The 24,371-nt window shown below is 70.2% G+C and carries 26 protein-coding genes and 1 tRNA gene; 10 read left to right on the plus strand and 17 right to left on the minus strand.

The annotated features are described in order from the left end of the window. Window positions 1–12: 12 nt before the first annotated feature. The 3 genes from VG899_00370 to VG899_00380 are packed head-to-tail and all read right to left on the minus strand — an operon-like array spanning window position 13 to window position 4,357. On the minus strand, window positions 13–1,995 hold the full coding sequence (locus tag VG899_00370) for a CocE/NonD family hydrolase (GenBank protein ID HWA64808.1): 1,983 nt from the start codon (window positions 1,993–1,995) through the stop codon (window positions 13–15). A gap of 47 nt (window positions 1,996–2,042) precedes the next feature. Continuing rightward, window positions 2,043–3,338 carry a lipase family protein gene (locus tag VG899_00375; protein ID HWA64809.1) on the minus strand — a complete coding sequence of 432 codons (1,296 nt, stop codon included), beginning with the start codon at window positions 3,336–3,338 and terminating at the stop codon, window positions 2,043–2,045. Window positions 3,339–3,379: 41 nt separating this feature from the next. Then, complete coding sequence (locus VG899_00380; GenBank protein ID HWA64810.1) at window positions 3,380–4,357, minus strand: cytochrome c oxidase assembly protein; 978 nt, start codon at window positions 4,355–4,357, stop codon at window positions 3,380–3,382. 96 nt (window positions 4,358–4,453) lie between these two features. On the opposite strand from VG899_00380, the gene VG899_00385 reads away from it, so the two are divergent. The 3 genes from VG899_00385 (at window position 4,454) to VG899_00395 (ending at window position 6,301) form a co-directional block, all read left to right on the plus strand. Beyond that, a complete protein-coding gene (locus VG899_00385; protein ID HWA64811.1) occupies window positions 4,454–5,083 on the plus strand; it encodes a DUF2510 domain-containing protein in 630 nt (209 codons plus the stop codon). A 39-nt stretch (window positions 5,084–5,122) separates the two neighbouring features. Then, window positions 5,123–5,608 carry a L,D-transpeptidase gene (locus VG899_00390; protein ID HWA64812.1) on the plus strand — a complete coding sequence of 162 codons (486 nt, stop codon included), beginning with the start codon at window positions 5,123–5,125 and terminating at the stop codon, window positions 5,606–5,608. Between the two features lie 63 nt (window positions 5,609–5,671). Further along, on the plus strand, window positions 5,672–6,301 hold the full coding sequence (locus VG899_00395; protein HWA64813.1) for a L,D-transpeptidase: 630 nt from the start codon (window positions 5,672–5,674) through the stop codon (window positions 6,299–6,301). Window positions 6,302–6,328: 27 nt separating this feature from the next. On the opposite strand, the gene VG899_00400 is transcribed toward VG899_00395, so the two are convergent. Beyond that, window positions 6,329–7,018 (minus strand): M15 family metallopeptidase, encoded by a 690-nt coding sequence (locus VG899_00400; GenBank protein ID HWA64814.1) that lies wholly within the window; start codon window positions 7,016–7,018, stop codon window positions 6,329–6,331. A 20-nt stretch (window positions 7,019–7,038) separates the two neighbouring features. Here VG899_00400 and VG899_00405 point away from each other — a divergent pair, with 20 nt between their 5' ends. Both VG899_00405 and VG899_00410 read left to right on the plus strand, forming a co-directional pair. Beyond that, the gene (locus tag VG899_00405; protein HWA64815.1) at window positions 7,039–7,746 is read left to right on the plus strand and encodes a L,D-transpeptidase family protein; all 708 of its coding nucleotides are present in this window, start codon (window positions 7,039–7,041) and stop codon (window positions 7,744–7,746) included. Beyond that, window positions 7,743–8,930: a CaiB/BaiF CoA-transferase family protein gene (locus VG899_00410; GenBank protein HWA64816.1), complete on the plus strand. Its 1,188-nt coding sequence runs from the start codon at window positions 7,743–7,745 to the stop codon at window positions 8,928–8,930. The genes VG899_00405 and VG899_00410 overlap by 4 nt, the downstream gene beginning before the upstream one ends. 12 nt (window positions 8,931–8,942) lie before the next feature. Here VG899_00410 and VG899_00415 read toward each other — a convergent pair whose 3' ends face one another. Genes VG899_00415 through VG899_00425 form a run of 3 tightly spaced genes read right to left on the minus strand, consistent with a single transcriptional unit; the run spans window position 8,943 to window position 12,043 of the window. Next, window positions 8,943–10,049, minus strand: a complete 1,107-nt coding sequence (locus tag VG899_00415) for a PP2C family protein-serine/threonine phosphatase (GenBank protein HWA64817.1) — start codon at window positions 10,047–10,049, stop codon at window positions 8,943–8,945. 51 nt (window positions 10,050–10,100) lie between these two features. Beyond that, window positions 10,101–10,589, minus strand: a complete 489-nt coding sequence (locus tag VG899_00420) for a ribose-5-phosphate isomerase (protein ID HWA64818.1) — start codon at window positions 10,587–10,589, stop codon at window positions 10,101–10,103. Between the two features lie 32 nt (window positions 10,590–10,621). Further along, window positions 10,622–12,043: an aldehyde dehydrogenase family protein gene (locus VG899_00425; GenBank protein HWA64819.1), complete on the minus strand. Its 1,422-nt coding sequence runs from the start codon at window positions 12,041–12,043 to the stop codon at window positions 10,622–10,624. Between VG899_00425 and VG899_00430 the strand changes: the two genes are divergently transcribed. The 3 genes from VG899_00430 to VG899_00440 all read left to right on the plus strand — a co-directional run bounded on the left by VG899_00430 (window position 12,023) and on the right by VG899_00440 (window position 12,815). Further along, window positions 12,023–12,108: transfer RNA gene (locus VG899_00430), tRNA-OTHER, on the plus strand. The genes VG899_00425 and VG899_00430 overlap by 21 nt on opposite strands. Window positions 12,109–12,263: 155 nt before the next feature. Beyond that, complete coding sequence (locus VG899_00435) at window positions 12,264–12,542, plus strand: type II toxin-antitoxin system Phd/YefM family antitoxin (GenBank protein HWA64820.1); 279 nt, start codon at window positions 12,264–12,266, stop codon at window positions 12,540–12,542. Further along, window positions 12,543–12,815 carry a type II toxin-antitoxin system RelE/ParE family toxin gene (locus VG899_00440; protein HWA64821.1) on the plus strand — a complete coding sequence of 91 codons (273 nt, stop codon included), beginning with the start codon at window positions 12,543–12,545 and terminating at the stop codon, window positions 12,813–12,815. 537 nt (window positions 12,816–13,352) lie between these two features. Here VG899_00440 and VG899_00445 read toward each other — a convergent pair. Next, window positions 13,353–13,955, minus strand: a complete 603-nt coding sequence (locus VG899_00445) for a DsbA family protein (GenBank protein ID HWA64822.1) — start codon at window positions 13,953–13,955, stop codon at window positions 13,353–13,355. Between the two features lie 44 nt (window positions 13,956–13,999). On the opposite strand from VG899_00445, the gene pepN reads away from it, so the two are divergent. Continuing rightward, a complete protein-coding gene (pepN, locus tag VG899_00450; GenBank protein ID HWA64823.1) occupies window positions 14,000–16,537 on the plus strand; it encodes an aminopeptidase N in 2,538 nt (845 codons plus the stop codon). Here the strand turns inward: pepN and VG899_00455 are convergent, their stop codons facing one another. The 7 genes from VG899_00455 to VG899_00485 are packed head-to-tail and all read right to left on the minus strand — an operon-like array spanning window position 16,538 to window position 22,227. Then, entirely contained in the window at window positions 16,538–17,563 is a 1,026-nt protein-coding gene (locus VG899_00455) for a phospholipase D-like domain-containing protein (GenBank protein HWA64824.1), read from the minus strand. 43 nt (window positions 17,564–17,606) lie between these two features. Further along, window positions 17,607–18,866 (minus strand): AI-2E family transporter, encoded by a 1,260-nt coding sequence (locus VG899_00460; protein ID HWA64825.1) that lies wholly within the window; start codon window positions 18,864–18,866, stop codon window positions 17,607–17,609. A 36-nt stretch (window positions 18,867–18,902) separates the two neighbouring features. Continuing rightward, the gene (locus tag VG899_00465) at window positions 18,903–19,274 is read right to left on the minus strand and encodes a DUF5130 family protein (protein HWA64826.1); all 372 of its coding nucleotides are present in this window, start codon (window positions 19,272–19,274) and stop codon (window positions 18,903–18,905) included. Then, window positions 19,261–19,614 (minus strand): hypothetical protein, encoded by a 354-nt coding sequence (locus VG899_00470; protein HWA64827.1) that lies wholly within the window; start codon window positions 19,612–19,614, stop codon window positions 19,261–19,263. Before VG899_00470 ends, VG899_00465 begins: the two co-directional genes overlap by 14 nt. Before the next feature lie 28 nt (window positions 19,615–19,642). Beyond that, a complete protein-coding gene (locus VG899_00475; GenBank protein HWA64828.1) occupies window positions 19,643–21,058 on the minus strand; it encodes an amidase in 1,416 nt (471 codons plus the stop codon). 7 nt (window positions 21,059–21,065) lie between these two features. Then, window positions 21,066–21,695: a DUF4232 domain-containing protein gene (locus VG899_00480; protein ID HWA64829.1), complete on the minus strand. Its 630-nt coding sequence runs from the start codon at window positions 21,693–21,695 to the stop codon at window positions 21,066–21,068. A gap of 10 nt (window positions 21,696–21,705) precedes the next feature. After that, entirely contained in the window at window positions 21,706–22,227 is a 522-nt protein-coding gene (locus tag VG899_00485; protein HWA64830.1) for an HNH endonuclease, read from the minus strand. Between the two features lie 74 nt (window positions 22,228–22,301). Between VG899_00485 and VG899_00490 the strand changes: the two genes are divergently transcribed. Next, complete coding sequence (locus VG899_00490) at window positions 22,302–22,721, plus strand: globin (GenBank protein HWA64831.1); 420 nt, start codon at window positions 22,302–22,304, stop codon at window positions 22,719–22,721. Window positions 22,722–22,741: 20 nt separating this feature from the next. Here VG899_00490 and VG899_00495 read toward each other — a convergent pair whose 3' ends face one another. Both VG899_00495 and VG899_00500 read right to left on the minus strand, forming a co-directional pair. Further along, window positions 22,742–23,566 (minus strand): S1 family peptidase, encoded by an 825-nt coding sequence (locus VG899_00495; protein HWA64832.1) that lies wholly within the window; start codon window positions 23,564–23,566, stop codon window positions 22,742–22,744. Beyond that, entirely contained in the window at window positions 23,563–24,366 is an 804-nt protein-coding gene (locus VG899_00500; protein ID HWA64833.1) for a methyltransferase domain-containing protein, read from the minus strand. Before VG899_00500 ends, VG899_00495 begins: the two co-directional genes overlap by 4 nt. Window positions 24,367–24,371 lie beyond the last annotated feature (5 nt).

Raw genomic sequence — 24,371 nt, forward strand, 5'->3', positions numbered from 1 at the left:
CGCGTCTCTACCTCACGGCTTGCGGAACTCGACCTCCAGCGACGACGGCGTCGCGCCGCCGAGCTTGATCGAATACACGCCGCCGACCATCTGCGCGAGGTCCGACGGGATCGGCAACAGGTGCGGTACGTCGGAGGACGACAGCGTCACCCGCAGCCGGTCGCCTTTGCCGATCGTGGCGAGCGTCGGGAAGATCTCGATCTGGTACTTCGTCAGCTGCCCGGGCACGACCGGACTGGCGGACGCCTCCGTGTACGGGTGGTAAGGCAACACGGTCATGCCGTTCGACGTCCACGAGCGCCTGCGATCGACCTTGCGCAACGAACCGAGCAGGGCGCCTTCGGTGAGCGGGTAGGACAGGCCGCTCGGTGTCACGTCGTCGATCTGCGCCACCCACTCCGTGTTGGCGGTGTTGGCGGTCGCATAGACGGTCGCGGTGATGGGGCCGGCGATCGCCTCCGCAGAGCTGAACGGCGCCGTGTCGAAGCTCATCTGGCCCGGCCCGAGCTTCGACAACGAGTCGTCGTCGGCGCATGGCGCCTCCAACCCGGCGATGTGCGACGGGATGGACAGCGCCCCCATCGACCATTGGTCGACCGGCCGGCCGCACGGGCTTCCCGCGGGCGTCCACGCGATCGAGGCGTCGCCGGCGGCGGGTCGGGTCACCGACAACGAGCCGCCACCACCGAGGTAGAGCTTGGTGGCCTTCGCGCCGCTGAACGGGTACGTCGTCGTCTCGTCGAACTTTCCGGTGCCCAGGTCGTAGTAGTGCAGCGGCGTCTTCGTCCGGGCCATGCCGGTGTGCTCGTGCTTGAGCCAGGTGTCGAACCATTCGAGCTCGAGGTAGTCCAGCCCGACGCTGGACCCGTTGAGGTGCTCCCACGGCCCGTCGATCAGCTGGTAGCGCCCGGTCGTGTGCTGACCCGGCTTCATCGGCGCGGTCACGCTGCGCCCGGCCCACGCGTTCTGCAGCTCGGCGTAGTTGATCGGCTCGCCGTGCTGGAAGATGTCGAACTCGCCGCCGACCAGGAACGCCGGAATGTGGTTCGCGACGATCCGCTTCAGCAGCTCCTGCGGCGCCCGCTGCTTCCAGTACGTCTCGTCGTAGGCCTGCTCGCCGCCGGCGAGCAGGGACAAGGTGAAGCCGGCGTCGTAGCTCGCGAGACCCCCGGCGTGATCCGTGGTCTCGCTCAGCAGGTCCTTGAGCGTCTGCGTGTCGGTGACGGCGTCCTCGACCGGGCTCACCGTGTTGAGGGCGCCGGTCAGCCCCAGGTACGCCGTACTGAACTCCGAGTCGAGCAGTCCGCCCATGAAGATCGTGTCCCGGTAGGCGTCGTTGGCGGTCACCACCGGGAAGATCGCCTTCAGTGGCGAGTGCTTCCCCACGGTGCCGGCGAGCAACGCCTGGTCGATGCCGAGATAGGACGGCCCGTAGGTCCCGACCCGGCCGTCGGAGTTGGGCAGATGGGCGGCCCAGTGCAGGACATGGATCGCGTCCTGCTGCTGGATCGGCTCGAACGGATCCCACTCGCCGCCCGAGTCGCCGGTGCCCCGGACGTCCTCCACGACGTTGATGTAGCCGCGCTCCACGAGGTAGTCGTCCGCGCCGCCGGTCACACTTCCCCCGCCGGGGTTCTGCGCCGAGCCCGGCTTGCTCGACCCGCCGCTGCCCTTCCCGTACGGCGTCATCGTCAACACGACCGGGAACTTGCCCTTCGCGGGCTGGCCGTCCTTCGTCGTCGGGTAGATCTCGTTGACCCGGATGATCGTGCCGCCCGCGCCCTTGACCGGGATGTCGTTGCGCGAGGCGGTGCCGTAGGTCGCATGCTCCGGGCGCCACTTGCTGTTCGCCGCGGTGCTGGCCGTGACGACGTCCTGCGGCAGCGTCGGCGTGAGGTTCACCAGGCTCGTCGGCGCCGTCAGAACCGCCGGCGCCCCGGCCGGAGCCGCTCCGGCCGCAGACACCGCCGGTGCGGCGGCGGCCAGCGCAGCCACGAGGACAGCGCAGGGACCCAGAACCCGCAGTGACTTCATGGCAACGACTATTCCAGGGGCGCCAGCGAGTTGCCGCGCTGGATCGCGCTGCAGTTGCTCTCGACCGGCGCGCCGACGAAGCGGCTCTGCAGATAGGCGATGCCCTGCGGGAAGAACGCGACCCCGGCGTCATCGTGGTCGAGCTTCGAGAGCTGCTCGAACTCCACCGGCACTCCTTGATGGCAGTACTCGTACGCGAGCTGCTGCTCGTCGCGTTCCACCATCACGCCGTCCCCCGTGCCGTCGGAGTTCCCGGCCACCATCAGCATCGGCTCCTGCGGGTGCCCGGGCACCGAGCCCATGATCAGCTTGTTGAGGGTCCGCCGGAAGATCGGGATCCGGAAGACGTCCCGGTACCGCTTCTTCACGAACTGCGCGACGGTCAGGTTCGGGTACGCGCCCTGGAACTGCCCGATGCACTCGTGGGACTCCGCCGCGACGATCTTCTTGCCGTAGCGGGACAGGTACTTCGCGAAGTCGATGTGGAACGACCGGGTGATCCCGATCATCGAGGCCGGCATGACGTCCGACCAGGACGGCGAGCCGTTGATGTAGGTCAGGTTGTGCGCGAGGTCGACCGGGATGCCACCCATCGCCGTGCCGACGAGGTTCAGGTGCGGCGCATAGCTCGGCGCGAGCTCTGAGGCCCAGTCCGCAGCGATCGAACCGCCCGAGTAGCCCATGAGCCCGACCGGGGTTGCGTCGCCGAGACCGAGCACCGACAGCGTCGCGGTGATGCCGTCGAGCGTGCTCTGCCCGGACTCGGTCCCCGCGACGTAGTCGACGCGCTCGTCCTCGAAGTCGGGGATGGTCACGATGTCGCCGGATGCCCGCAGGGACTCGACGAGCGCCTGCTCGATCTCTGCGGTGGACTCGTTGAGCGACCCGGCGTCCCCGCCGCGCAGCGTGTACGACGGGTCACATCGCGAGGTCAGCGCGTCGTAGAAGCTCAGGTAGGCGGCGACCTTCGGCGCCACGGTGCCGGTGGCCGGCAGGACTACCGTCGTGACGCTCAACGCGGGCTTGCCGACCGCGTCGGTGGTCCGGTAGAGGATCTGCTCGGCGGGCAGCGGGGTCGCATCCGTGAGCAGGCCGAGGGTCACCGCACGCTCGGCCAGGGCGGTGCCGTGCGGCACCTGCGCGAGCGGCGTCCGCCCCGTGTAGCGGTAGAACGGGTCGTGCGCGGGCGGCAGCAGACCGCCCGCCGCCGACGCCGCGGTCGCGCCGCTGACGGCGACCGGCGCCGCCACCGCGAGCGCGAGCGTCACGACCACGGGCATCACCCGGAAGACGCGCGTATGCATCCCTGATCGTTCGGCGCGGGCCGAGGCCGGACCTGCCGGGCTCAGCGTTCCGGTCGGCGCCAGCCGTAGCGGTTCGCCCGGTCGGCCAGCGGCCCCGGATCCACCTCCCACCACGGTCGGTCCGTCACCGGCTCCTCGTCGGCGGGGGTGGCTGCCCGGGTGCGCGCCTCGGCGCTGTCGAGTGCGGCGTCGATGGCCTTGGCGTAGTGGGTGTCCTCCTTGATCCATGCGCCGTACAGGATCGCCACGAACGGCACCGCGACGACCTCGGCGACCGTCAGCATCAGCCCGCCGGCGATCGTCTGGTCCCACGACCGGGTCGGCCCCCAGGAGCGGTGGACGGTTGCGTAGAAGTGGTGCGCCACCAACGCCCCGTTCGTCATCACCGCGATGCCGGGAATCGCGTCGAGCAGCCCGTCCATTGCGGCGAACGTCATGCGCACCGGCTGGGTGCACCAGCTCGGCAACACCTCCACGCCGAGCAGCGGCAGCGCGAACAGGCAGCCGGTGACGACAAGCTGAAGCTCCAGCAGACGCATGACGATGGCGCTGTGCTGGGCGGCGCCGAAGTAGCCGGTGAAGAACACCAGGAACTGGGTGGCGATGGCCAGGACCGGCGACACCGCGGGGAAGGTCAGGATGCGGACCGGCAGGCTGCGCAGCAAGCCTTGCCATCGGGCCGCCCCGGCCGGCGAGAGCAACGCCGACACCAGTCCGATCGGGTCGCCGAGCCCGAGTCCGACCGGCACGATGGTGAGCAGGAGGGTGACCCGCAGCGCCATCGGCCACAGCAGGACCGGGGAGTACACCGCAAGTGCGGACATCGTCGCCACGACCAGCACGCCGATCCCGAGCACGCCGAACGCGGCAACGCGGACCATCGGCCACGCCTCACCGCGCGCCCGCAGCCGCCGTACGCCGGCCAGGTACGGCGCGGAGACGACCACGCACGCCGCGGCCACCCACGGATCGAAATGCCACGCGCTGACGAAGCGTCCTGGAGTCAGCGGTGACAGCACGCCTTACAGAATCGCCCGACTCCCTTCCCCCGCGACATCCGGGTCACGTACGGTGCGATACGGACGTGTCAGACCGACGCAGCCCGGGGGGAAACCATGAGTGACGTTCAGCCGCCGACCGACGCCCAGCCGCCTGCCGGCTGGTACCCGGACCCGTCGGACGCGACGCAGCAGCGCTACTGGGACGGATCGACCTGGACCGGTCACACCGCGGCGAGCGGCGCCACCGCGGCAGTGCCGACCGGACCAGCGGTGGCGGCCGGCGCCGCGCTGCCCACCGGCATGCCGTCCTGGCAGATGCCGGCGGGAGGTACGTCGTTCCCGGCGCAGCAGAAGAAGCCGTGGTGGAAGCTCAAGCGAGTCTGGATCCCCGCGCTCGTCGTCGTCGCGCTGATCATCATCGGCGCCGTCGCATCGGGCGGGGGCGACCACTCGAACGCGCTCGAGAAGTCGATCCTCCAAAACGGCCAGAAGCAGCTGCAGGACTCGGTCAGCCAGGCGTATCCGGGCGCGACGGCCAAGATCACTGCGGTCAACTGCGTCGAGACCGGCGACACCCAGCAGTACAACTGCCATGTCCACTTCACGCTCACCAGCCCGGACGGCAGTCAGACGCTGAAGATGGTCCAGACCGCGACCGGTTCGTGCGACAACAAGACGGAATACCACTGCCTCTGGCAGGGCACGGGTCAGCCGGTGCAGGACAACAGTGACGGCTCGGGCTGACCGAGCCAACCCAACCACCCTCCCGCACGTAGAGACGGTGTGAACCCGGCACAACTGCTCACCTCGCTGCTGACGGCGCTGCTGGTGGCCGTCGGTGGCCACGCGCCCCGCTCCACGCACGCCGCATCACCGTGCGGCGGCCACCGCGGTGGTCAGCTCGTGATCGTGAGCATCGAGCGACAGCACCTGTGGGCGTGTGATGGATCGCGCGCCGTCATCAGCACCGCGGTCACCACCGGCGCCACTCGACGCGGGGACGCCACGCCTCGCGGCACGTTCGCCGTCGAGGGCTTGGACCGCAACACGACCCTCACCACGAGCGGCGGCGCGTCGTTCCACGTTCGGTACTGGATCCCGTTCCACGTCGGCGTGTGGGGCTTCCACGACGCGTCCTGGCAGAAGATCCCGTTCGGCAGCCGCCGCTACGTCAACCGCGGGTCACACGGGTGCGTACACCTGCCGCTCGCCGCGATCCGCCGACTGTTCCACTGGGTGAAGTACGGGACGAGGGTGCAGATCCGCTGAACCCGCGGCGACCGATCCGCGCGAGACCCGCATCCAACCCGGGGGCTCACTCGTAATCCTGGTGTGACCTCCGCGCGGCGCGGCCGCACGCTGCTCGGTGCCGCGATCTCACTCACCCTCGCCGCAGGCGTCGCCACCGCGGTCGCGGCGTCACCGGCGCAGACTCCTACGCCGGCGGGCACCAGCCGGGTCTCAACGCTGCCGTCGTACGCCCGGCTGTTGACCGCTCCGCTGCGGGGCGACTCCGCCGACCCCACGTTGCAGGCGGCGGCCCACACCGCCGCCGCGAACTCCTCGCCCTGTGCCGGCAACACCCGCCGCCGACTGGTGCTGGTCAGCATCGAACACCAGCACCTGTGGGCATGTTCAGCCGGGAAGGTGTCGCTGAGCACGCCGGTCACCACGGGCAAGGCGACTGCGGGCGACGCGACGCCGCGGGGCGACTTCGTCGTCAACGCGCGCGTCGCCGACACGACGCTGCACCCGGCCAGCGGCCTGGTCATCCCCGTCGCCTACTGGATCCCGTTCAAGGGTGACATCTACGGCTTCCACAACGCACCGTGGCAGACCATGCCGTACGGCAGCCGCGACTACCGAACCGAGGGGTCGATCGGCTGCGTGCACGTTCCGCTCGAGGCCCTGCGCCGGCTCTTCGACTGGGTCCACGTCGGGACCGCAGTGCGGATCAGCTGACCGATCCGGCAAGGTCCGCCTGAGCTGTCAGCGGCCGTTGACCGAGAAGTGCTGGTAGTCCGGCGATCCGGACCAGCTCCCGCCCCAGCCCCACCCGACGGCGGCGAACGCCCGCACGACCGGACCGTTCGCGAAGATCATTCCGGGGCGCCGCTTCGAACGGTCGGCGTACTGCGTCGCCGCCGGCGGCAGCACCCGTCCGTCGAGCTCGTACGGATTCTCGAACGTGTCAATGTCGACCGCCTCGCCGTAGGCGTGCTCCGACCAGCTCTTCGGTCCGTCGGTCACCGCCAGCCGACAGTTGAAGGCGGACGTGTTGTCGTGCGCCATCGAACGGTTGTCGTTCCCGCCGTACGCCGCCACCGGCTCCATCAGCCGGATCGGGAACCTCGCCCGCTCGATCGCGGCGAACGCGGTACGGATCGCAGCGACCGCGGCCGAGTTCACCACCAGCACACCGGTGTGGCGGCGGCCGTCGAAGCCCCAGTAGCCGACCTCCATCGCCCGCAGCCGGCTCGGGCCGACCGGGCAGCCAAGGTGCCAGCTCTTGCCGAGCTCGGCAGCGCTGACCCGGCTCACGCCCTTGTCGTTGAAGTGCAGCCCGTTGCGCCACGACTGCCGGCCCAGCCCGGACGCCGGCGTTCCCGCCGAGGCGGCCCCTGCCAGCACTGCCGACAGCGCGACGCAGCAGGCCACGACGACGCCCCGGCGCACCATGAGGCCAGACTAGAAGCGCCATGCAAACTCGACGCGCCGCTCTGGCAGCGACCACCGCAGCGCTGCTCGCGGTGACGGCACCCGCCGCCGGGCGAGCCGACGCGGGGCGCGCCGCAGGCCGGGTGCTCCCGAGCCACCTGCGCGGTGTCGGCGACGCGAGCCAGGTGGTCGAGGTGGTCAACGGCGGGTACGGCGAGACCACCGCGCTCGTTCGAGCGTTCGAGGTGCGCGACGGCACGTGGCGACAGGTCTTCGGACCGTGGACAGCCAACGTCGGCTACAACGGCTTCGCCCCGCCGGGCCAGAAGCGTGAGGGCGACGGCCGCACACCGAGCGGGTCCTTCGGCTTCTCCTTCTTCTTCGGAGTGGACCGCCGGCCCAGTGGCATCCGCTTCCCGTGGCGGCACGCCTACTCCTACGACTACTGGGACGACGACCCGGCAAGCCCGCGCTACAACGAGTGGGTCGACACCCGCAGGCACTCCGCCGGCCGCGACCCCGAGCCGATGCTCGACCTGCCGTCGTACCAGGACGCCGCGGTGATCGCCTACAACGTCCGCCGAGTGCCGGGGCGTGGCAGCGCCATCTTCCTGCACGTCACACATCACGACGCGACGACCGGGTGCGTGTCGCTGCCCCGGCCGGACGTGATCGCGCTGCTGCGCTGGCTCGATCCGGCCGACCACCCGCGAATCGTCATGGGAACCGCCGCTACCGTGACGCGGTGACCGCAGCCGACACCGCCACACCAAAGACCGGCCCGCTCAAGGGCATCAAAGTCATCGAGCTCGCCGGCATCGGGCCGGCGCCGTACGCCTGCATGCTGATGTCGGACCTCGGTGCCGAGGTGCTGCGGTTGGAACGCTCCCGCGGCGGGATCATGGGCGCGATCGCGGGCTTCGACGTCCTGTCGCGCGGCCGGCGCTCGGTCGCCATCGACCTCAAGGCCCCCGGGGCGCGCGACCTCGTGCTCGATCTCGTCAAGCAGGCCGACGTGCTCATCGAGGCGTTCCGGCCCGGCGTCGCCGAGCGACTCGGCCTCGGGCCCGAGGACTGCCGGGGAGCCAACCCGAGGCTGGTCTACGCCCGGATGACCGGGTGGGGGCAGACCGGGCCGCTCGCCGACCGGGTCGGGCACGACATCAACTACGCGTCGATCACCGGCGCGATCGCCGCGGTCGGAGAGAAGGGCCGCAAGCCCGTGCCGCCGCTGAACCTGGTCGCCGACTTCGGCGGCGGGTCGATGTTCGCGGTGATGGGGATCCTCGCGGCGCTGATCGAGCGCACCACCAGCGGCGAGGGTCAGGTCATCGACGTGGCCATGGTCGACGGGGTCACCAGCCTGCTGTCGATGGCGCACGGCCAGCAGGCGGCCGGCATGATGCCGGACGCCCGCGGCAGCAGCCTGCTCGACGGCGGCGCGCCGTACTACGACACCTACCTGTGCTCGGACGGCGAGTACATGTCGGTCGGCGCGATCGAGCCGCAGTTCTTCGAGGCGCTCAAGCAGACCCTCGACCTGCCCGACCTGCCCGGTCAGGGCGACCACGCGAACTGGCCGAAGATGCGCGAGATGATCGCCGCGAAGTTCGCCACCAAGACCCGCGAGGAGTGGACCGCGATCTTCGACGAGGTCGACGCCTGCGTCGCGCCGGTCTACTGGTTGTCCGAAGCCAAGACCCATCCGCACCTGGTGGCCCGCGGCACCCTCACCGACGTCAACGGCATCTACCAGCCCTCACCGGCGCCGCGGTTCTCCCGCACCCCCGGCCAGGTGGGGCATCCGGCCCAGACGCCGGGCACCGACACCGTCGAAGCCCTCACCGACTGGGGGGTCGCCAAGGACGACCTCAACCGCCTGCTGGCGGCCGGCGTCGTCACCCAGGCCCAACCCGACCCTTCCTCGACGTAGCGCACCAACGGGTCAGGTGCGCCAGATGAGGACCAAGGCGCGGTCGTCGCTGGCGTTGGGCGAGGTCTCGTCGAGCAGCCGCTGCGCGGCGCCGTCGAAGCCGCTCGGGATGAGCCGCTCGGCCGCGCCGAGCAGCCGGTCGATGCCGACCGCGAGATCGCGCCCCGGCACCTCCACCAGCCCATCGGTGTAGAGCAGCAGCGCGTCGTAAGGCTTGAGCTGGCCTTCGACCGACCCGAACTCGGCGTCGTCGAGCAACCCCAGCACGGTGCCTTCCGGCTCGACCAGCCCCCACGTCCCGGTCCCGCCCGAGTAGTGCACCGCGGGCAGGTGGCCGGCGTTGGTGATCCGGTAGCGGCCGGTGGCGAGCTCGATCGTCAGGTGCAGCGCGGTGGCGAAGCCCTCCATCCATTCCTGGCGGACGAGGTACTGGTTCGCGCCGGCCAGGAACTGGTCCGGGCGCACCGAGCCGAGCAACCCGCCCAGCGCCCCGGAGAGCAGGAGTGCCCGCGTGCCCGCGTCGAGGCCCTTGCCGGACACGTCGACCAGCACGAGCTCGAGCGATCGCCCGCCGTCCGTGAGCCCGGCGAGCAGGAAGTCACCGCCGAAGCTGGCTCCGCCGGCCGACTGCTGCTCGACCTCGGCGCACCAACCCGCGGGCAGCGACGGCATCTCGCCTTGCAACCGGAGCCGGTCGCGAAGCTCGAGCAGCATCGCCTCGCCGCGGCCCGCGGACAGGCCGAGCCGCTGCCGGTCGCTGGACTGCTTGAGCGCGATGGCGGCGACGATGGCCACGACGATGTAGACGCCGGGTCGCACCGTGCTGCTGCCGACCCCGGCGTTCTCGGCGACGATCACCGCGAATGCGCCGACGATCACCCCGCCCAGCGAGACCGGCCCGAGCAGCAGGCCACCGAGGATCACCGGTACGACGGTGGTGGTCGGTGGGAACGCGACCGCGCCGACCTGGGCGTTGAGGACCAGACATAGGACGTCGAGCAGCAACACCACGCCGAGCACGATGCGCTGGTCGCGGACGGACTCCGGAGCGGTCAGCATGCTCAGCCTGCGCCGAGCCCGCTCCGCAACCGGTGCCCGCTGCTGCTCCGGATGGCCCATCACCGCTGACCCTAACGGGCGGCGGTTATCTCGGTCAGCGGTTTGGGCGCGTCACGTCGCCGGCGGCAGGTCCTCACGCCGCGGCGGCAGCTCACCGGTCGCCTCGTACTCGCTGAGCAGACCGATCCGCCGGACGTGCCGCTCCGCGCCGCTGAACGGTGTCGCGACGAACGCCTCCGCGTAGCTGATCGCGGCCGCCCCGTCGTACATCCGCGCGCCCAGGCTCAGCACGTTGGCGTCGTTGTGCTCGCGCGCCAGCTGCGCGGTCTCGACGCTGAACGCCACCGCGCAGCGGACGCCGCGAACCTTGTTCGCCGCGATCGCCTCGCCGTTGCCCGACCCGCCGATCACGATGCCGAGGCTGCCCGAGTCGCCCATCACCTTCGTGCCCACCAGCAGGCAGTACGGCGGGTAGTCGTCGGAGTCGCGCAGCACCTCCGGGCCGCAGTCGACCGGCTCGTGGCCGAGCTCGGCCAGCCGCTCGATCAACCGGGCCTTGAGCGCGAAGCCGGCATGGTCGGACCCGAGATACACCCGCATGCGCGCAGTATCCCGAAGCGTCCGACTCCCGGTTACAGCTGCATCGACTTCGGCTGCAGGAACTCCTCGATGCCGTAGCGGCCGAGCTCGCGCCCGATGCCGGAGCGCTTGTAGCCGCCGAACGGGGCGATCGGGTTGAACGATCCGCCGTTGACGTCGACCTGACCGGTCTTCATCTTCTTGGCGAAAGCGATCGCCTTGTCCTGGTCTCCCGCCCACACCGCGCCGGCGAGGCCGTACTGCGAGTCGTTGGCGATCCGCAGCGCCTCCTCCTCGTCGGAGTAGGAGATGATCGACAGCACGGGCCCGAAGATCTCCTCCTGGGCGATGGTCATGTCGGTCGTGACGTCGGCGAACACGGTCGCGCTGACGAAGTGGCCCTTCTCGTGCGGCCGCTCGGCGCCGCCCACGACCACCCGGGCGCCTTCAGCGATCCCCTTCTCGATGTAGCCGACCACCCGCTCGCGCTGCGCGCCCGAGACCAGCGGCCCGAGCCGGGTGGCGTCGTCGAGCGGGTCGCCGGTGACGTACGCCGCCGCGCCCTCTGCCGCGATCTGCACGGCCTCGTCGTACTGCGACTCGTGCACGAGCATCCGGGTCCAGGCGGTGCAGGTCTGGCCGGAGTTGATGAAGCAGTTGGCGAGCCCGACCTTGACCGCCTTCGTCAAATCCGCGTCGGGCAGGATGACGTTCGCACTCTTGCCACCGAGCTCGAGCGCGATCTTCTTCACTGTCGCAGCGCCGAGCTCGGCGACCCGCGTACCGGCGCGGGTGGATCCGGTGAACGACACCATGTCGACGTCGGGGTGCGACGCGATCGCCTCACCGACCGTCGGGCCGTAGCCCGTGACGAGGTTGACCACGCCCGCCGGCAGGCCGATCTCGTGGATGGCCTCGAAGAGGATGTACGCCGACAGCGGCGAGACCTCGCTGGGCTTGAGGACGACCGTGCAGCCGGCGGTCAGCGCGCCGCCGATCTTCGCCGTCACCTGGTGCAGCGGGTAGTTCCAGGGCGTGATCGCCCCGACGACGCCCACCGGCTCGAGCACGACGGTCGAGTTGCCGATCTGCTCGGTCCACTTGATCTCACCGACGCTGCTCGCCGCCGTCGCGATGTCCGACAGCGGCAGGCCCGCCTGCACCAGCTGCGCGAACTTCAGCGGAGCGCCCATCTCGGCGGAGATCGTGCGCGCGATCTCGTCCATCCGGCTTGCCATCGCCTCTTGCAGCCGGGTCAGGAACTTCGCCCGCTCCTCGGGCGCGGTCTGCGACCAGCTGTCGAATGCGGCGCGAGCCGCCGCGACCGCACGGTCGACGTCAGCGGCGGTGCCCGACGGGACCTTGCCGATGATCTCCTCGGTCGCCGGGTTCTCGACCTCGATGAAGTCGGTGCCACTGGGAGCGACCCACTGGCCATCGATGTAGAAGGTGTCGCGGGTGATCGTCTCGGTCATGCCGCTGAGCGTATGCCCAGCCTTCCAAGCTGGCTATGCGGGTTCGATTCCCGTCACCCGCTCCAGCTGAAGTGGCAGGTCAGGCGGATCCCGATCGTTCACCGAGCCCTACGTACTTGGTCCTTCGGACCCTCTTGAAAGACCATTTTCGTTGGGCTCGACGATTTCGGCGGCCGTTGTGTCTTGTGATTGGTCCGGCTTGGTGACTAGAATCCTAGTCATGGAGACCTTGCCGCTTGCCACCGTGAAGGCGCAACTGTCGAGTTTGGTCGACCAGGTGGAGGACACACACCAGCGCGTTGTGATCACCCGCAACGGCAAGCCCGCCGCGATGCTCATCAGCCTGGATGACATCGAGGGCTTGGAAGAGACCCTCGAGATCCTCTCCGACAACGAGACGATGAAGCAGATCAGGCAATCGCATGCCGACATCAAGGCGGGTCGAGTCGAGACCCTCACCAAGGAAGACGCGCACAAGCTGATCAATCGCGGCCGTTAAATGCCGCCGGTCTACCGGATCGAGTGGACCGCCACCGCCAAACGCGGACTGGCCCAGCTTCCGGAGAGGGTCGCTACCGCGCTTGTCGAGTTCATCTACGGACCACTTGCCGAGTCGCCCCATCGCTTCGGCCATGAGTTGCACCTGGAACTCGCCGGGCATCACTCAGCACGCCGCGGAACCTTCCGCGTGATCTACATCATCGATGACGACGATCGACGAGTAGTGATCACCGACGTCAAGCATCGCGGCGATGCCTACCGCCGCCATTAGCCCACGCAGGCGTACCCGGAGACGTACCGCTCGACGTACCCCTGCGTGTTCACTTCGTGCCCGATCTCGCGGATACTGGCGGCGCCCAACAAGCTCGATTGGAGATCGCTTGAGATGACTGCCTGCGCACACCAGCGCAGCAGTCGGTCAGGGATCGCCGGTCCTGTCGCTTCCAAGCTGGCTATGCGGGTTCGATTCCCGTCGCCCGCTCTGCATGAAGTGCCAGGTCAGGCGGTTGCTGTCGTTCACCGAGCCCTACGTACTTGGTCCTTCGGACCCCCTTGAAAGACCATTTTCGTTGGGCTCGGCGGCCCACGCAGGCGTACCCGACGCCTGCCGCTCGACGTACCCCGAGACGTACCCCGACGGGTTCACTTCGTGCCCGATTTCACGGCGGATGTCAGGCCAAGCTCCGCAGCGGGGCCTGCCGCGATCGGCGCATAGAGCAGCGACACGCGCCAGTCCAGCCCAACGCTTCGGACCGGGCTCGGACTCCCTCGAGACGTCCGTATGTTGGCCTCGGTGGTCGAAGGCTGGCTAGTCGAATGTCGGGCGCTCGTCCCTGCTGCGTTTGATCTCGTAGAAGCCTGGGGTGTTCGCGACCAGCAGCACGCCGTCCCAGAGCTTCCCGGCTGCCTCGCCCTTCGGTGCGGGCGTCACGACGGGACCGAAGAACGCCGACTCGCCCACCCGGATGACCGGCGTACCGACGTCCATGCCGACCAGCGAGATGCCCTGCTCGTGCGAGGCCCGGACCGCGTCGTCGTACGACGTGTCGTCCCAGGCGTCGATCAGCTCGGCGGGCAGACCGGCATCGGCGAGCGCCGCCGCGACCGTCTCGCGGTTGTTCTCCTCCTGGCCGGGGTGGAACCGGGTGCCGATCGCGGTATAGACGGCGCCGAGCACGTCGTCGCCGTCGGCCTGCGCCGCGGCGATGCAGACCCGGACCGGCCCCCACGCCTTGCGCATCAGCTCGTTGTACTTCTCTCCGAGGTCGCGGCCCTCGTTGAGCACAGCGAGGCTCATGACGTGCCAGCGGACCTCGACGTCGCGGACCTTCTCGACCTCGAGCATCCAGCGCGAGGTGAGCCACGCCCACGGGCAGAGCGGATCGAACCAGAAGTCGGCGATCGTTGTCATCGCAACTACTTTAGCCCCGCGAGCGCCGTGCCAAACTCGGGGAGGTGCCCGCCGAGAACCTGACCCGTGACGAGGCTGCCGCCCGCAGCCGCCTGCTCGACGTCTCCACCTACGACGTCCATCTCGATCTGACGACCGCCAAGGACGAGCCCCAGCACTTCCTGTCGACCTCGACGGTGAGCTTCACCTGCCGCGAGGCGGCCGCGACGACCCACATCGACATCACCGCCGACCGGATCGTGTCGGCCACCCTGAACGGCGAACCGCTCGACACCGCCACTGCCTTCACCGGCCGGCGGCTCACCGTGTCGCCCGCCGAGGGGCCGAACGAGCTCCAGGTCGTGGCCTGGTGCGTCTACTCCCGCTCCGGCGAGGGACTGCACCGCTTCGTCGACCCCGTCGACAAGGAGGTCTACCTCTACACCCAGTTCGAGACCTTCGATGCGCACCGGATGTTCGCCTGCTTCGACCAGCCGGACCTGAAGGCCAGCTTCCGGTTCGTGGTGGACGCTCCCGAGGAGTGGCTGGTGCTGTCGAACATGCCGTCGGACAGTGCCGACGGTCACCACGTGTTCGAGCCGACGCCGGTGCAGTCGACCTACATCACCGCCATCGTGGCCGGCAGGTACGAAGGCGTCACGGCCGAGCACGACGGGATCCCGCTCGGCGTCTACTGCCGCAAGTCGCTCGTGCAGTACCTCGACGCCGACGACATCATCGAGATCACCCGGCAAGGCTTCGACGCCTACCACCAGCTGTTCGAATCCCGCTACCCGTGGCCGAAGTACGACCAGGTCTTCGTGCCCGAGTTCAACGCCGGAGCGATGGAGAACGCCGGCTGCATCACCTTCACCGAGCAGTACGTCTTCCGGTCGCGGCAGACCGACGCGTCGTACGAGCGACGTGCCGTGACGGTGCTCCACGAGATGGCCCACATGTGGTTCGGCGACCTGGTGACGATGAAGTGGTGGGACGACCTGTGGCTCAACGAGTCGTTCGCCGAGTACGTGTCCACCCACGTCACGGCGCTGCACACCCGCTGGCCTGACGCGTGGACGTCCTTCTGCAACATCGAGAAGACGTGGGCCTACCGGCAGGACCAGCTGGTCACGACCCATCCGATCGCCGCGGACATCGTCGACATCGAGGCGGTGCTGACCAACTTCGACGGCATCACCTATGCCAAGGGCGCGTCCGTGCTCAAGCTGCTGTCGCACTGGGTCGGTGAGGACACGTTCTTCGCAGCGACCCGCGCGTACTTCTCCCAGCACGCTTACGCCAACACGACCTTGCCGGACTTCCTGTCGGCGCTGGAGACGGCCAGCGGCCGCGACATGTCCGCCTGGGCGAAGGAATGGCTGCAGACGTCCGGGGTCAACACGCTGCGACCGTCGTTCGAGGTCGACGACGAGGGCCGGTTCAGCTCTTTCGCCGTCGAGCAGACCGCCATCCCCGAGCACCCGACGTTGCGCTCGCACCGGGTGCGGATCGGGCAGTACGCCGACGGCCCCGACGGCCTTCGTCGTACCGGCCAGATCGAGGTCGACGTGACGGGCGCCCGTACCGAGGTGCCCGAGCTGGTCGGAGTGGCGCAGCCGGACCTGCTGCTGCTCAACGACGACGACCTCACCTACGCGAAGATCCGCCTCGACGACCACTCGTGGCAGACGCTGGTGTCCTCGATCGGCCGACTGGACGACCCGCTGGCCCGAGCGCTGTGCTGGACGGCGGCGTGGGACATGACCCGCGACGCCGAGGTCAGCGCGGGCGACTACCTCGACTTGGTGCTGAACGGGATCGGCCACGAGACCGAGGTCGGCACGGTGGAGGCACTGCTGCGGCTGGCGAGCCAGGCGATCGACCCGTACGGCGACCCGGCGCGCGCGGATGAGCGACGGCGGCGGTTCGCCGAGCGCATCTTCGAGCTGCTCGACGCCAGCGAGCCCGGCAGCGGGCTTCAGCTCGCCTATGCGAGAGCGGCCGCCACCAACGCGATGGAGGACGCACAGCTGGCACGCATCGAGGCGCTGCTGTCGGGCGAGGAGGCAATCGAGGGTCTCGTCGTGGACACCGATCTTCGCTGGTTGCTGCTGCGCCGGCTGGTCTCGAAAGGCCGAGCCACGGCGGACGCGATCGACGCGGAGCTCGCTCGCGACGACACCGCGGCCGGCCGCCGCTTCGCGCTGACCCTGCGTGCGGCTGCGCCCAACGCCGAGGCCAAGGCGGCGGCCTGGCGGTCGATGGTCGAGGAGGACACCCTGCCCAACGCGGAGCTCGCCGCCACGATCGCCGGGTTCGTCAGCTTCGAGCAGCGCGACCTGCTGGTGCCCTACCTCGACCGCTACTTCGCCTCGATCGGCGACATCTACCGCAGCCGGTCGCACGAGATGGCGGAGCAGGTGATCGCCGGCCTTTACCCGATGTGGGTCAGCGAGACCTCGACGCTCGACCGGACCGAGGCGTACCTGCGCGACGAGCAGCCGGGCGCTGCGCTTCGGCGCACCCTGATGGAGTCCCGCGACGCACTCGCCCGAGCGCTACGCGCCCGCGACTTCGACGTCGCGTCCGCCAAGGCCGGGTGACTATCCGGTCCAGTCGGCACTCATCGCGAAGTCGGTCGCGATCACCGTGGCGATCCGGCCCACGCTTGTCGGGTCGAGCAGCACCAAGCCGAGTTCGCGGTCGTGCAGCAACGACGCGTCGGTGAGGTTCTCCGAGCCGACGAATGCGACGCGGTGGGGTGTCCCCGCGTCGATGGCGAACAGCTTGGCGTGCAGGTAGAGCGGCCGCTCGCCGTACATCACGTGTATCTGAACGCCCGCCGCTCGCAGCCGCTCGAACGCCGGACGCCAGTCGTCGGCGTAGGTCATGGCGACCGTCACCCGCACCCCACGCTTCGCCGCGCCGGTGAGGGCGTCCACCACGGAAGGGCTGCTGAGCTCTTCGGACTCGAGCGCGACCGACACGCGGGCGTGTGAGATGAGGGAGAGCAGGTCGGCCGACGACTGTCCCGGGCTCCACACCAGGTCGTCTGCCGCGGGAGTGGCCGAACCGCCGCCGCGGAGGTCGGCGGCGAAGACCGACTCGATCGCCGCGACGTCGGCGGGGTCGCGATCGACGACCGCGACGTCACGGGTCGTCGCGTAGTACTGGCTCGTCAGGTTCAGCGACATGACGACCGCGATCGCGCCGTCGACGACGAACGCCTTCTCGTGCGTCGCGAAGAACCTCCCCGACGACCACTCGACGAGTACGCCGCGGCTGCGCAGGAACTCATACGCCGGTGAGTTGCGGGCCTGCTCGAGCCGGCCGTCAAGGATCACGCGCACCCGCACGCCTCGCGCCGCGTCGGCCGCGAGCAACGACTCGGCCGTCGGGTCCGACAGCTCGTACATCGTGAGGTCGAGGCTGCGCCGCGGCGAGGCCAGCAGGTCGTCGATGCCCGACATGCCGTCGTCGGGCTCGACGATGACCCGATCCCCCGCGGCGGCGGCCGGCGCGACGATCGGCAGCACCGGATGCCGAACGGCGCCGCCAGTGTCACGATGCCAGGCGGCCAGGCAACAGGCAGCCAGCAGCACCGCAATCAGCCCACGACGTCGGCGCACCGCGTCACCGTCCCGTCGGGGACCGACAGGTTCCCGCAGCGGGTCAGCGTGCTGTGGACCGCGCCGCGGACTTCCTGGCGGGTGTGGACTTCTTGGCGGCCGTCTTCTTCGCCGGAGCCGTCTTCTTGGCCGCCGTCTTCTTGGCCTGCGCCGCCTTCTTGGCAGGGCTGCGCTTGACCGGCGGGTCGGTCTGCTCCGGGTCCGGCGGGTCGCCGCCGAGTGGCTCGATTCCGGGCGCGCCCAACGATGACGCGTCGCCCCGCGGCGGCGACTCGCCGCCGGTCGCCAGCGAGTAGATGACCGCATAGAGCACCGCAACGACCGGCACGGCGAGAACCGCTCCCGCGAGTCCCTCGATGACCGTGCCGGCCGCGATCGAGACCGCGACCGCCAGTGGGTGCAGCCGCACGTATCGACCGACCAGGAACGGCTGCAGCACGTGCGCCTCGATCTGGTTGTCGATGATGAAGATGCCGATCAGCACGACCCCGAGCACCCAACCCTGGGTGACGAAGGTGACGGCGACCGCCAGCGCACCGAACCCGATCGAGCCCACGATGGGCAGGAAGCTGCCGACGAAGATCAGCAGCGCGAGCGGCGCGACGAGCGGCACGCCCATCGCCCCCAGTGCGATGGCGGCGACCACCCCGTGCACCAGCGCGATGATGAAGGTGCCGTGCACGAAGCCCGACAGCCGGCCCCAAGCCTGTTCGCCCGCCGCCTGCGCACGCGCCCGGCCGCGCGGCGGCAGCAGCCGCACGAACCAGTTCCAGATGTTGTGGCCGTCGTAGAGCAGGAAGAAGGTCATGAAGAACCACAAGACGGCGCCGGCGAGGATCTCGCCGACCGTCGTGATCCCGTTGAGCGCTCCCGAGGCGACGGCCGACTGGTGCTTCTGCAGGAAGTCGGTGATCGTCTTCTGGATGCTCGACGTGGACGAGGACTTCAGGTGCAGGTTGTGGGTCAGGAAGTGCTGGAACTTCGTGACCGCGGCGTTCACCTGGCTGACGAGGTCGGAGTACTGGCTGACCGCGCGGTTGACGACGAAGATGCCGACGCCGACGGTGATGATCCCGACGACGATGACGGTCAGCCAGGTGGCGAGCGCCCGGGGCGTGCCGCGCTTGGCCAGCCAGTTGACGATCGGGTAGGCGAGCGCGGTTGCGAACAGCGCCGCGAAGAACGGGAGTACGACGAAGTACAGGACGTTGATGAACTTCAGCAGCTCGACGACGGCGAAGCCGAGGATGATCAGCCGCCAGGCCCAACCGGCGAGATCCTCCAGCACCGGCGGCACAGGCATCGGTGACCGACGTCGATCTCCCCCGGGTTCGGTCATCTAGACGGGCTTACCCGCAGCTTCCGCCAGCATTCGCACGCCGGTCACGATTCCGCCGGCGAGGTCGCCCCCGGTGAACGCGGCGGACATCGACAACGCGGCGAGTGCGCACGCCCGGTCGGTGAGCCGGCGCGCCGCCGCCTCACCGGTGACGATCTCCAGGTAGCGGTCTGCCGGAGAGGTCACGACGAGGACGGTGTCGGTGGCCGCCGCGCCGAACTTGGCGTGCATCGCCTCGGCGGCGTCCCGCATGTCGCCTTCGACGTCGCCGACGTAGACCGAGAACCGCAGCCCGGTTTCGGCACTCGCGACCGAGAGGACGTGCTCGATGTCGGCGTACTGCTCGTTGGTGAACGGCTCACCACTCGGCACTTGCGCCACCTCGCGTGCCGGCGGCGGGCGCGGCCTCGCCGTCGTCCTGGGGCCCGTTGAACCACCGCGCGCCGAACTCCCACGGCCGGCCGGGGCGGTATCGCGGGCGCGACAGCGCGGAGGGCAGCAGCGCCAGGCCGCCGATGACCAGGAACGCCCCGAGCGGGATGACCACGAAGTAGAACAGGGTCAGCCCGACGCCGAGGGACGGGTTGTGGGTGGAGCCGCCGTCGTCGCGGTGCAGGGCGAGCGCCGGCGCGGCAGCGGTCAGCACCGGCACCGCAGCGCCCAGCGCGACGGTGACGGTTCGGGCGAGCAGGCGCCTGGTGCGGTTCCTCACGATCGTGAACTTATCGAACCCCGGCCGTTCACCAGCACTCGGGACGCCGTGACGCCCACGGTGTCGCGGCTTCGAGCTGGGCGGCCAGCCGCAGCAGCGTGGCCTCGCCGTACGGTCGGCCGACCAGCTGGATCCCGATCGGAAGGCCTGACGCCGTCCAGTGCAACGGCAACGTCACCGCCGGCTGCCCGGACATGTTGTACGGCGAGGTGAACGGCGTGAAGCGCTTCTGCGCCTCGAAGTCCGCCGCCGGGTCGTCGTCGTTGCGCAACGCGCCGACGAGGACCGGGGGCTGCGCCAGCGTCGGAGTGAGCACCGCGTCGAACCCGGCGGTGGCCACCAGCTCGGCGCGCGTCGCAGCGCGCAGCCTCCCGAGCGCGGCGTAGATCTGCTCGCCGGTCGTGGCCCGACCGCGGTCGCGCAGCCACCGCGTGATGGGACGGGCCCGCGCCTCCTCGTCGGGTTCGAGCGGCAAGGAGAGAAAGTCCTGCGACCACACGACCTCGAACGCTTCGACCAGATCGCCCGGATAGCTCGTGGTGTGGTCGACGACCTCGTGACCGAGCGAGTCGAGCAGCCGGCTGGCCGCGTCATAGGCGGCGAGGCAGTCCGGGTGCACCGGCCCGTCGGCGATCACCGGTCGCGTGTAGCGGCCGATCCGCAACCGTCCCGGGGACTCCTCGCACGCCGCGAGGAACGACGTCGCCGGCGGCGGCGCCCAGTGCCAGTCGCCGGCACCCGGCCCACTCATCGCGTCCAACATCGCGGCGGCGTCCCGCACGGTTCGGGCGAGCGGACCTTGGACGCCGAGGCCGCTGATCTCCGGCGAGACGGGCCCGTTCGAGACCCGGCCGCGCGAGGGCTTGACGCCGACGAGCCCGCAGACGCTGCCCGGGATGCGGATCGAACCGCCCGCGTCGCTTCCCTGCGCGGCCGGCACCAAGCCGCTGGCGACAGCGGCGGCAGCCCCGCCGCTCGACCCGCCGGCGGAGCGTTCGAGGTCCCACGGCGTGCGCGCCGGCGGCGCGATGTCGGGCTCGGTGTAGCAGGGTGAGCCGAACTCAGGAGTGTTGGTCTTGCCGAGGAAGACCGTGCCGGCGGCCCGCAGCTTCGCGGTGACCGCGTCGTCCGCGTCCGGCACCCTGCCCGACGGCCAGATCGCGGTGCCGAAGCGGGTCGGTACGCCGGCGACCGCGTTGAGGTCTTTGATCGCCGTGGGGACACCGTGCAGGGGCGGGAGGTCGGCCCCGTTCGTCACGGCGTGCTCCGCGGCGTGGGCGTCGGCGAGCGCCGACTCAGCCGTGACGGTGACGAAGCCGCCGACGGCGTCGCTGAGTCGCTCGATGCGGCCGAGGTAGTACTCGACGAGCTCCACCGGCGACACCGACCGGCGCCGGACTGCCGCGGCCTGTTCGAGCAGCGTCAGGTCGTGCAGCTGCGACACGGCAGCTCTACGCGCCGCTGCCTGGTGTCACCGGGGTGACCGAGGTCGCTCCTGCGGCCGTCGTGCAGATCGCCGCGGCGTAGGAGATCGTGAGGGCGCCGTAGTCGCCCGGCGGGTAGACCTGCAGCTTCGACGAGGTCGCCTGCTGGCAGCCGGACGCGGAGAAGTTCCCGGTGTCGGGCAACCCGAGCTGGGCGTTCGCCGTACCGTGCGGCGCGAGGGTCACCACGCCCTCCGCACCGCCGGTGTGCGTCGCAGGAACCCCGAGCTGCTTGCCGGCGGCGTCGAGGAACGACACGCCCGGGTAGCCGTAGAGGGTGCACGGCTTCGAGCCGGTGTTGGTGAACACGAGGGACACGTACGACGTGCCGGCTGCGCCCTGCCCCTGCCCGACCGACAGCGACAGGCTGCCGGTGGCGCACGTCTGCGTCGCCTTGATCGTCGTCGGAAAGGTCGGCGTGAGGCTCGGCGACGGCGAGGGGGTCGCGGACGCTGACGGGGTCGTCGACGCCGACGTGCTGACCGACGGCACTCCGGTCGGGGTGCCGCCGGACGGGGTGCCGCCGTTCGACGAGCCGCCGCTGCAGCCGGCTGCGGCGAGGACGGCAACCGCAGCGAGGAGGATGCGGGTGTTCACGCCACCGACCCTAGGCGGTCGCGGCTTCGGCGTCGTACCCGTCGTCACCCAGGTACGGGCGCCACTGCGGGTCCATCCGGCCCGTGCCGAGCACCCGCCAGGCGATTCCGGTCGGCGCGGCCGGCTGGCGCGGCATCCGCCATCCGAGCTCGGAGATCGCCCGGTCGGCCTTGGTGTGGTTGCAGCGGCGGCAGCACGACACCACGTTCTCCCACACGTGGCTGCCGCCACGGCTGCGCGGGACCACGTGGTCGATGCTGGTCGCCGGGGCCAGGCAGTACACGCACCGGCCACCGTCGCGGGCGAACACCGCGCGGCGGGTCAGCGGGACCGGACCGCGATACGGGACACGCACGAACCGCGCCAGTCGTACGACGAGGGGCAGTCGCAGACTCAGCCGCTCGCTGTGCAGCACCTCGTCGGCGGATTCGACGGCGACCGCCTTGCCGGTCAGCACCAACACCACGGCTCGCCGCTGCGAGACCACGCACAAGGGCTCATAGGTCGCGTTGAGAACGAGCGCGTGAGCCACCGGGTGCCTCCCAAACTTGGGCTCAGCGTAGCCCGACCATGACGCGAACGGCGGGTACCAGAATGGGTGGCGTGATGGAAGCGCCCGGCCCGCAGCCGATCTCGATCGAAGGTGTCGACTCGGCGGCGACCTTCTACGACGCGGTCGGCGGCCACGACACCTTCGAGCGTCTGGTGAGTGGCTTCTACGCCCGCGTCGCGAACGACCCGGTCCTCGTCGAGATCTACCCGCAGGACGACTGGGCCGGCGCCGCGCAGCGGTTGCTGCTCTTCCTCGAGCAGTACTGGGGCGGACCGCGCACCTACTCCGAGACGCGAGGCCACCCACGGCTGCGTGCCCGGCACGTGCCGTTTCGCATCGACGCGGTTGCGCGTGATCACTGGCTGGCCCACATGCGGGCCTCGCTCGACGACGTCGCGTTGCCCGCGGAGGCCGACGAGATCCTGTGGTCCTACCTGACCAACGCCGCCGACGTGCTCGTCAACAGCGACTGAGCCGAGGCCGTCGGGGGACGTCATGGCGTCGTCGTGACGAGGCGCACGCCGAGAGCGTGCAGCGCGAGGGTGACGGGTGTGAAGTAGAACGGGCACCTGCCGGGCCTGGCCTGGCCGCCGGAGAGGATCCCCACGGCGTAGGCGACGCCGCCGCGCCGGATGAACACCGGCGAGCCGGAGTCCCCCTTGGCCGAGGTGCACGTGGCTGCCGTGGCGCGCCACTCGTTGCTGATCGCGATCTTGGCGTGGGCGCGGGAGGAGCTGAACGCGACCGTCTGCGGCCAGCCGACCACGGTGTAGCCGCAGTGCTCTCCCGTCGCGGCGCCGGAGTAGCAGACGTGCTCCCCCGCTTTGACCGTTGCGGTCCCGACCACCGGGATCGACCGCCGCGACGTCATGCCGCCGGTGAAGACGGCCGGTTGGGCGGTGATCCCGGCGGCGAGCCGGACGAACGCGCTGTCCCCCGACTCGCCGACCGTGTAGCTCGACGCCGACACCGTCCCGAGCAGGTCGCCGGGCTCCGTGTCGTCGCCGGAGAGCCGCTCGGTCTGATGCACGAGGTAGGCCGGTCCGCCGGTCAGTGTCGACAGGCAGTGACCGGCCGTGAGCATCCCGAGCGCGTGCGTGCTGACCGAGCGGACCGCGAAGGAGACGGTGCACCCGCTGCCGGACTCCTCGCTGGCATGGCTGCTCCACACATAGATGTCACCGCCGGCGATGCCGACGCCGCTGTCGCGGCTCTGCCGGCCTGCCGGCGTCACTGCCGCGGCGGGCGCGGCGGCCGATGCGAGCATCGGTGCAACGACGGTCGCGGCGAGGCAGGCCGCGAGGAGTCGACGCCTCACGCCGCCGCCCGGTGACCGACGGCGAAGGTCCGGGTGAACGGGAAGACCGTCCCGGCCGGTCCGGCCGGATAGGCCTCACGCAGCCCGGCGCCGCAGTCGGCGAGGAACTCCTCGGTGGCCGCCGGGTCCCCGTCAAGTGCGGTGAGGGCCGGTCGAAGCGCGGTTCCCTTCACCCAGTCCAAGACCGCGTCGTCACCGTGCAACAGGTGCAGGTACGTCGTCTGCCACACGTCGGGTTCGAGGCCGGCCGCGGCGAGCACCGCGAGATAGTCCTCGGGCGCCGCGACGCGGGCCTCCACCCGGCGGGCGTCAGCGAGCCGGTCGCGCCACCTCGGCGAGGAGCACACGTCTCGGATCACCCGATGGGAGGGAGCGTCGAAGTTCGCCGGGACACCGAACGCGAACGCCCCGCCCGGAGCTACCGAACCGGCGATGCGCTCGATCAGGCCCAGCTGGTCGGGAAGCCACTGGAACACCGCGTTGGACACGACCACGTCCGGCGCGCCGTCGGGGTGCCAATCCCGCAAATCGGCGCACACGTAGGTCAAACGATCAAACCGCCCCGAAGTCTCGGCCGCGGCCGCGATCATTTCGGGCGAGCTGTCGACGCCGACCACCGCGGCGTGCGGCCAGCGCCGCGCCAGCGTCGCGGTGAGGTTGCCGGGACCGCAGCCGAGGTCGACGACGAGCCGCGGGGCCTGCACCCGGACCCGCGCCAGCAGGTCGAAGAACGGCCGGGACCGTTCGTCGGCGTACCGCAGGTACTGCCCAGGGTCCCATCCCGGCCCGGCAGCCGCCATCGAGC

The sequence above is a fragment of the Mycobacteriales bacterium genome (assembly GCA_035550055.1).
Lineage (GTDB): Bacteria > Actinomycetota > Actinomycetes > JAFAQI01 > JAFAQI01 > DASZTV01.

Coding starts and splice junctions, on each gene's coding strand:
- VG899_00375 (HWA64809.1), bottom strand. CDS start 3,338: ATGCATACGCGCGTCTTCCGGGTGATGCCCGTGGTCGTGACGCTCGCG.
- VG899_00385 (HWA64811.1), top strand. CDS start 4,454: ATGAGTGACGTTCAGCCGCCGACCGACGCCCAGCCGCCTGCCGGCTGG.
- VG899_00400 (HWA64814.1), bottom strand. CDS start 7,018: ATGGTGCGCCGGGGCGTCGTCGTGGCCTGCTGCGTCGCGCTGTCGGCA.
- VG899_00405 (HWA64815.1), top strand. CDS start 7,039: ATGCAAACTCGACGCGCCGCTCTGGCAGCGACCACCGCAGCGCTGCTC.
- VG899_00415 (HWA64817.1), bottom strand. CDS start 10,049: ATGGGCCATCCGGAGCAGCAGCGGGCACCGGTTGCGGAGCGGGCTCGG.
- VG899_00420 (HWA64818.1), bottom strand. CDS start 10,589: ATGCGGGTGTATCTCGGGTCCGACCATGCCGGCTTCGCGCTCAAGGCC.
- VG899_00425 (HWA64819.1), bottom strand. CDS start 12,043: ATGACCGAGACGATCACCCGCGACACCTTCTACATCGATGGCCAGTGG.
- VG899_00435 (HWA64820.1), top strand. CDS start 12,264: ATGGAGACCTTGCCGCTTGCCACCGTGAAGGCGCAACTGTCGAGTTTG.
- VG899_00440 (HWA64821.1), top strand. CDS start 12,543: ATGCCGCCGGTCTACCGGATCGAGTGGACCGCCACCGCCAAACGCGGA.
- VG899_00445 (HWA64822.1), bottom strand. CDS start 13,955: ATGACAACGATCGCCGACTTCTGGTTCGATCCGCTCTGCCCGTGGGCG.
- VG899_00460 (HWA64825.1), bottom strand. CDS start 18,866: ATGCCTGTGCCGCCGGTGCTGGAGGATCTCGCCGGTTGGGCCTGGCGG.
- VG899_00490 (HWA64831.1), top strand. CDS start 22,302: ATGGAAGCGCCCGGCCCGCAGCCGATCTCGATCGAAGGTGTCGACTCG.
- VG899_00500 (HWA64833.1), bottom strand. CDS start 24,366: ATGGCGGCTGCCGGGCCGGGATGGGACCCTGGGCAGTACCTGCGGTAC.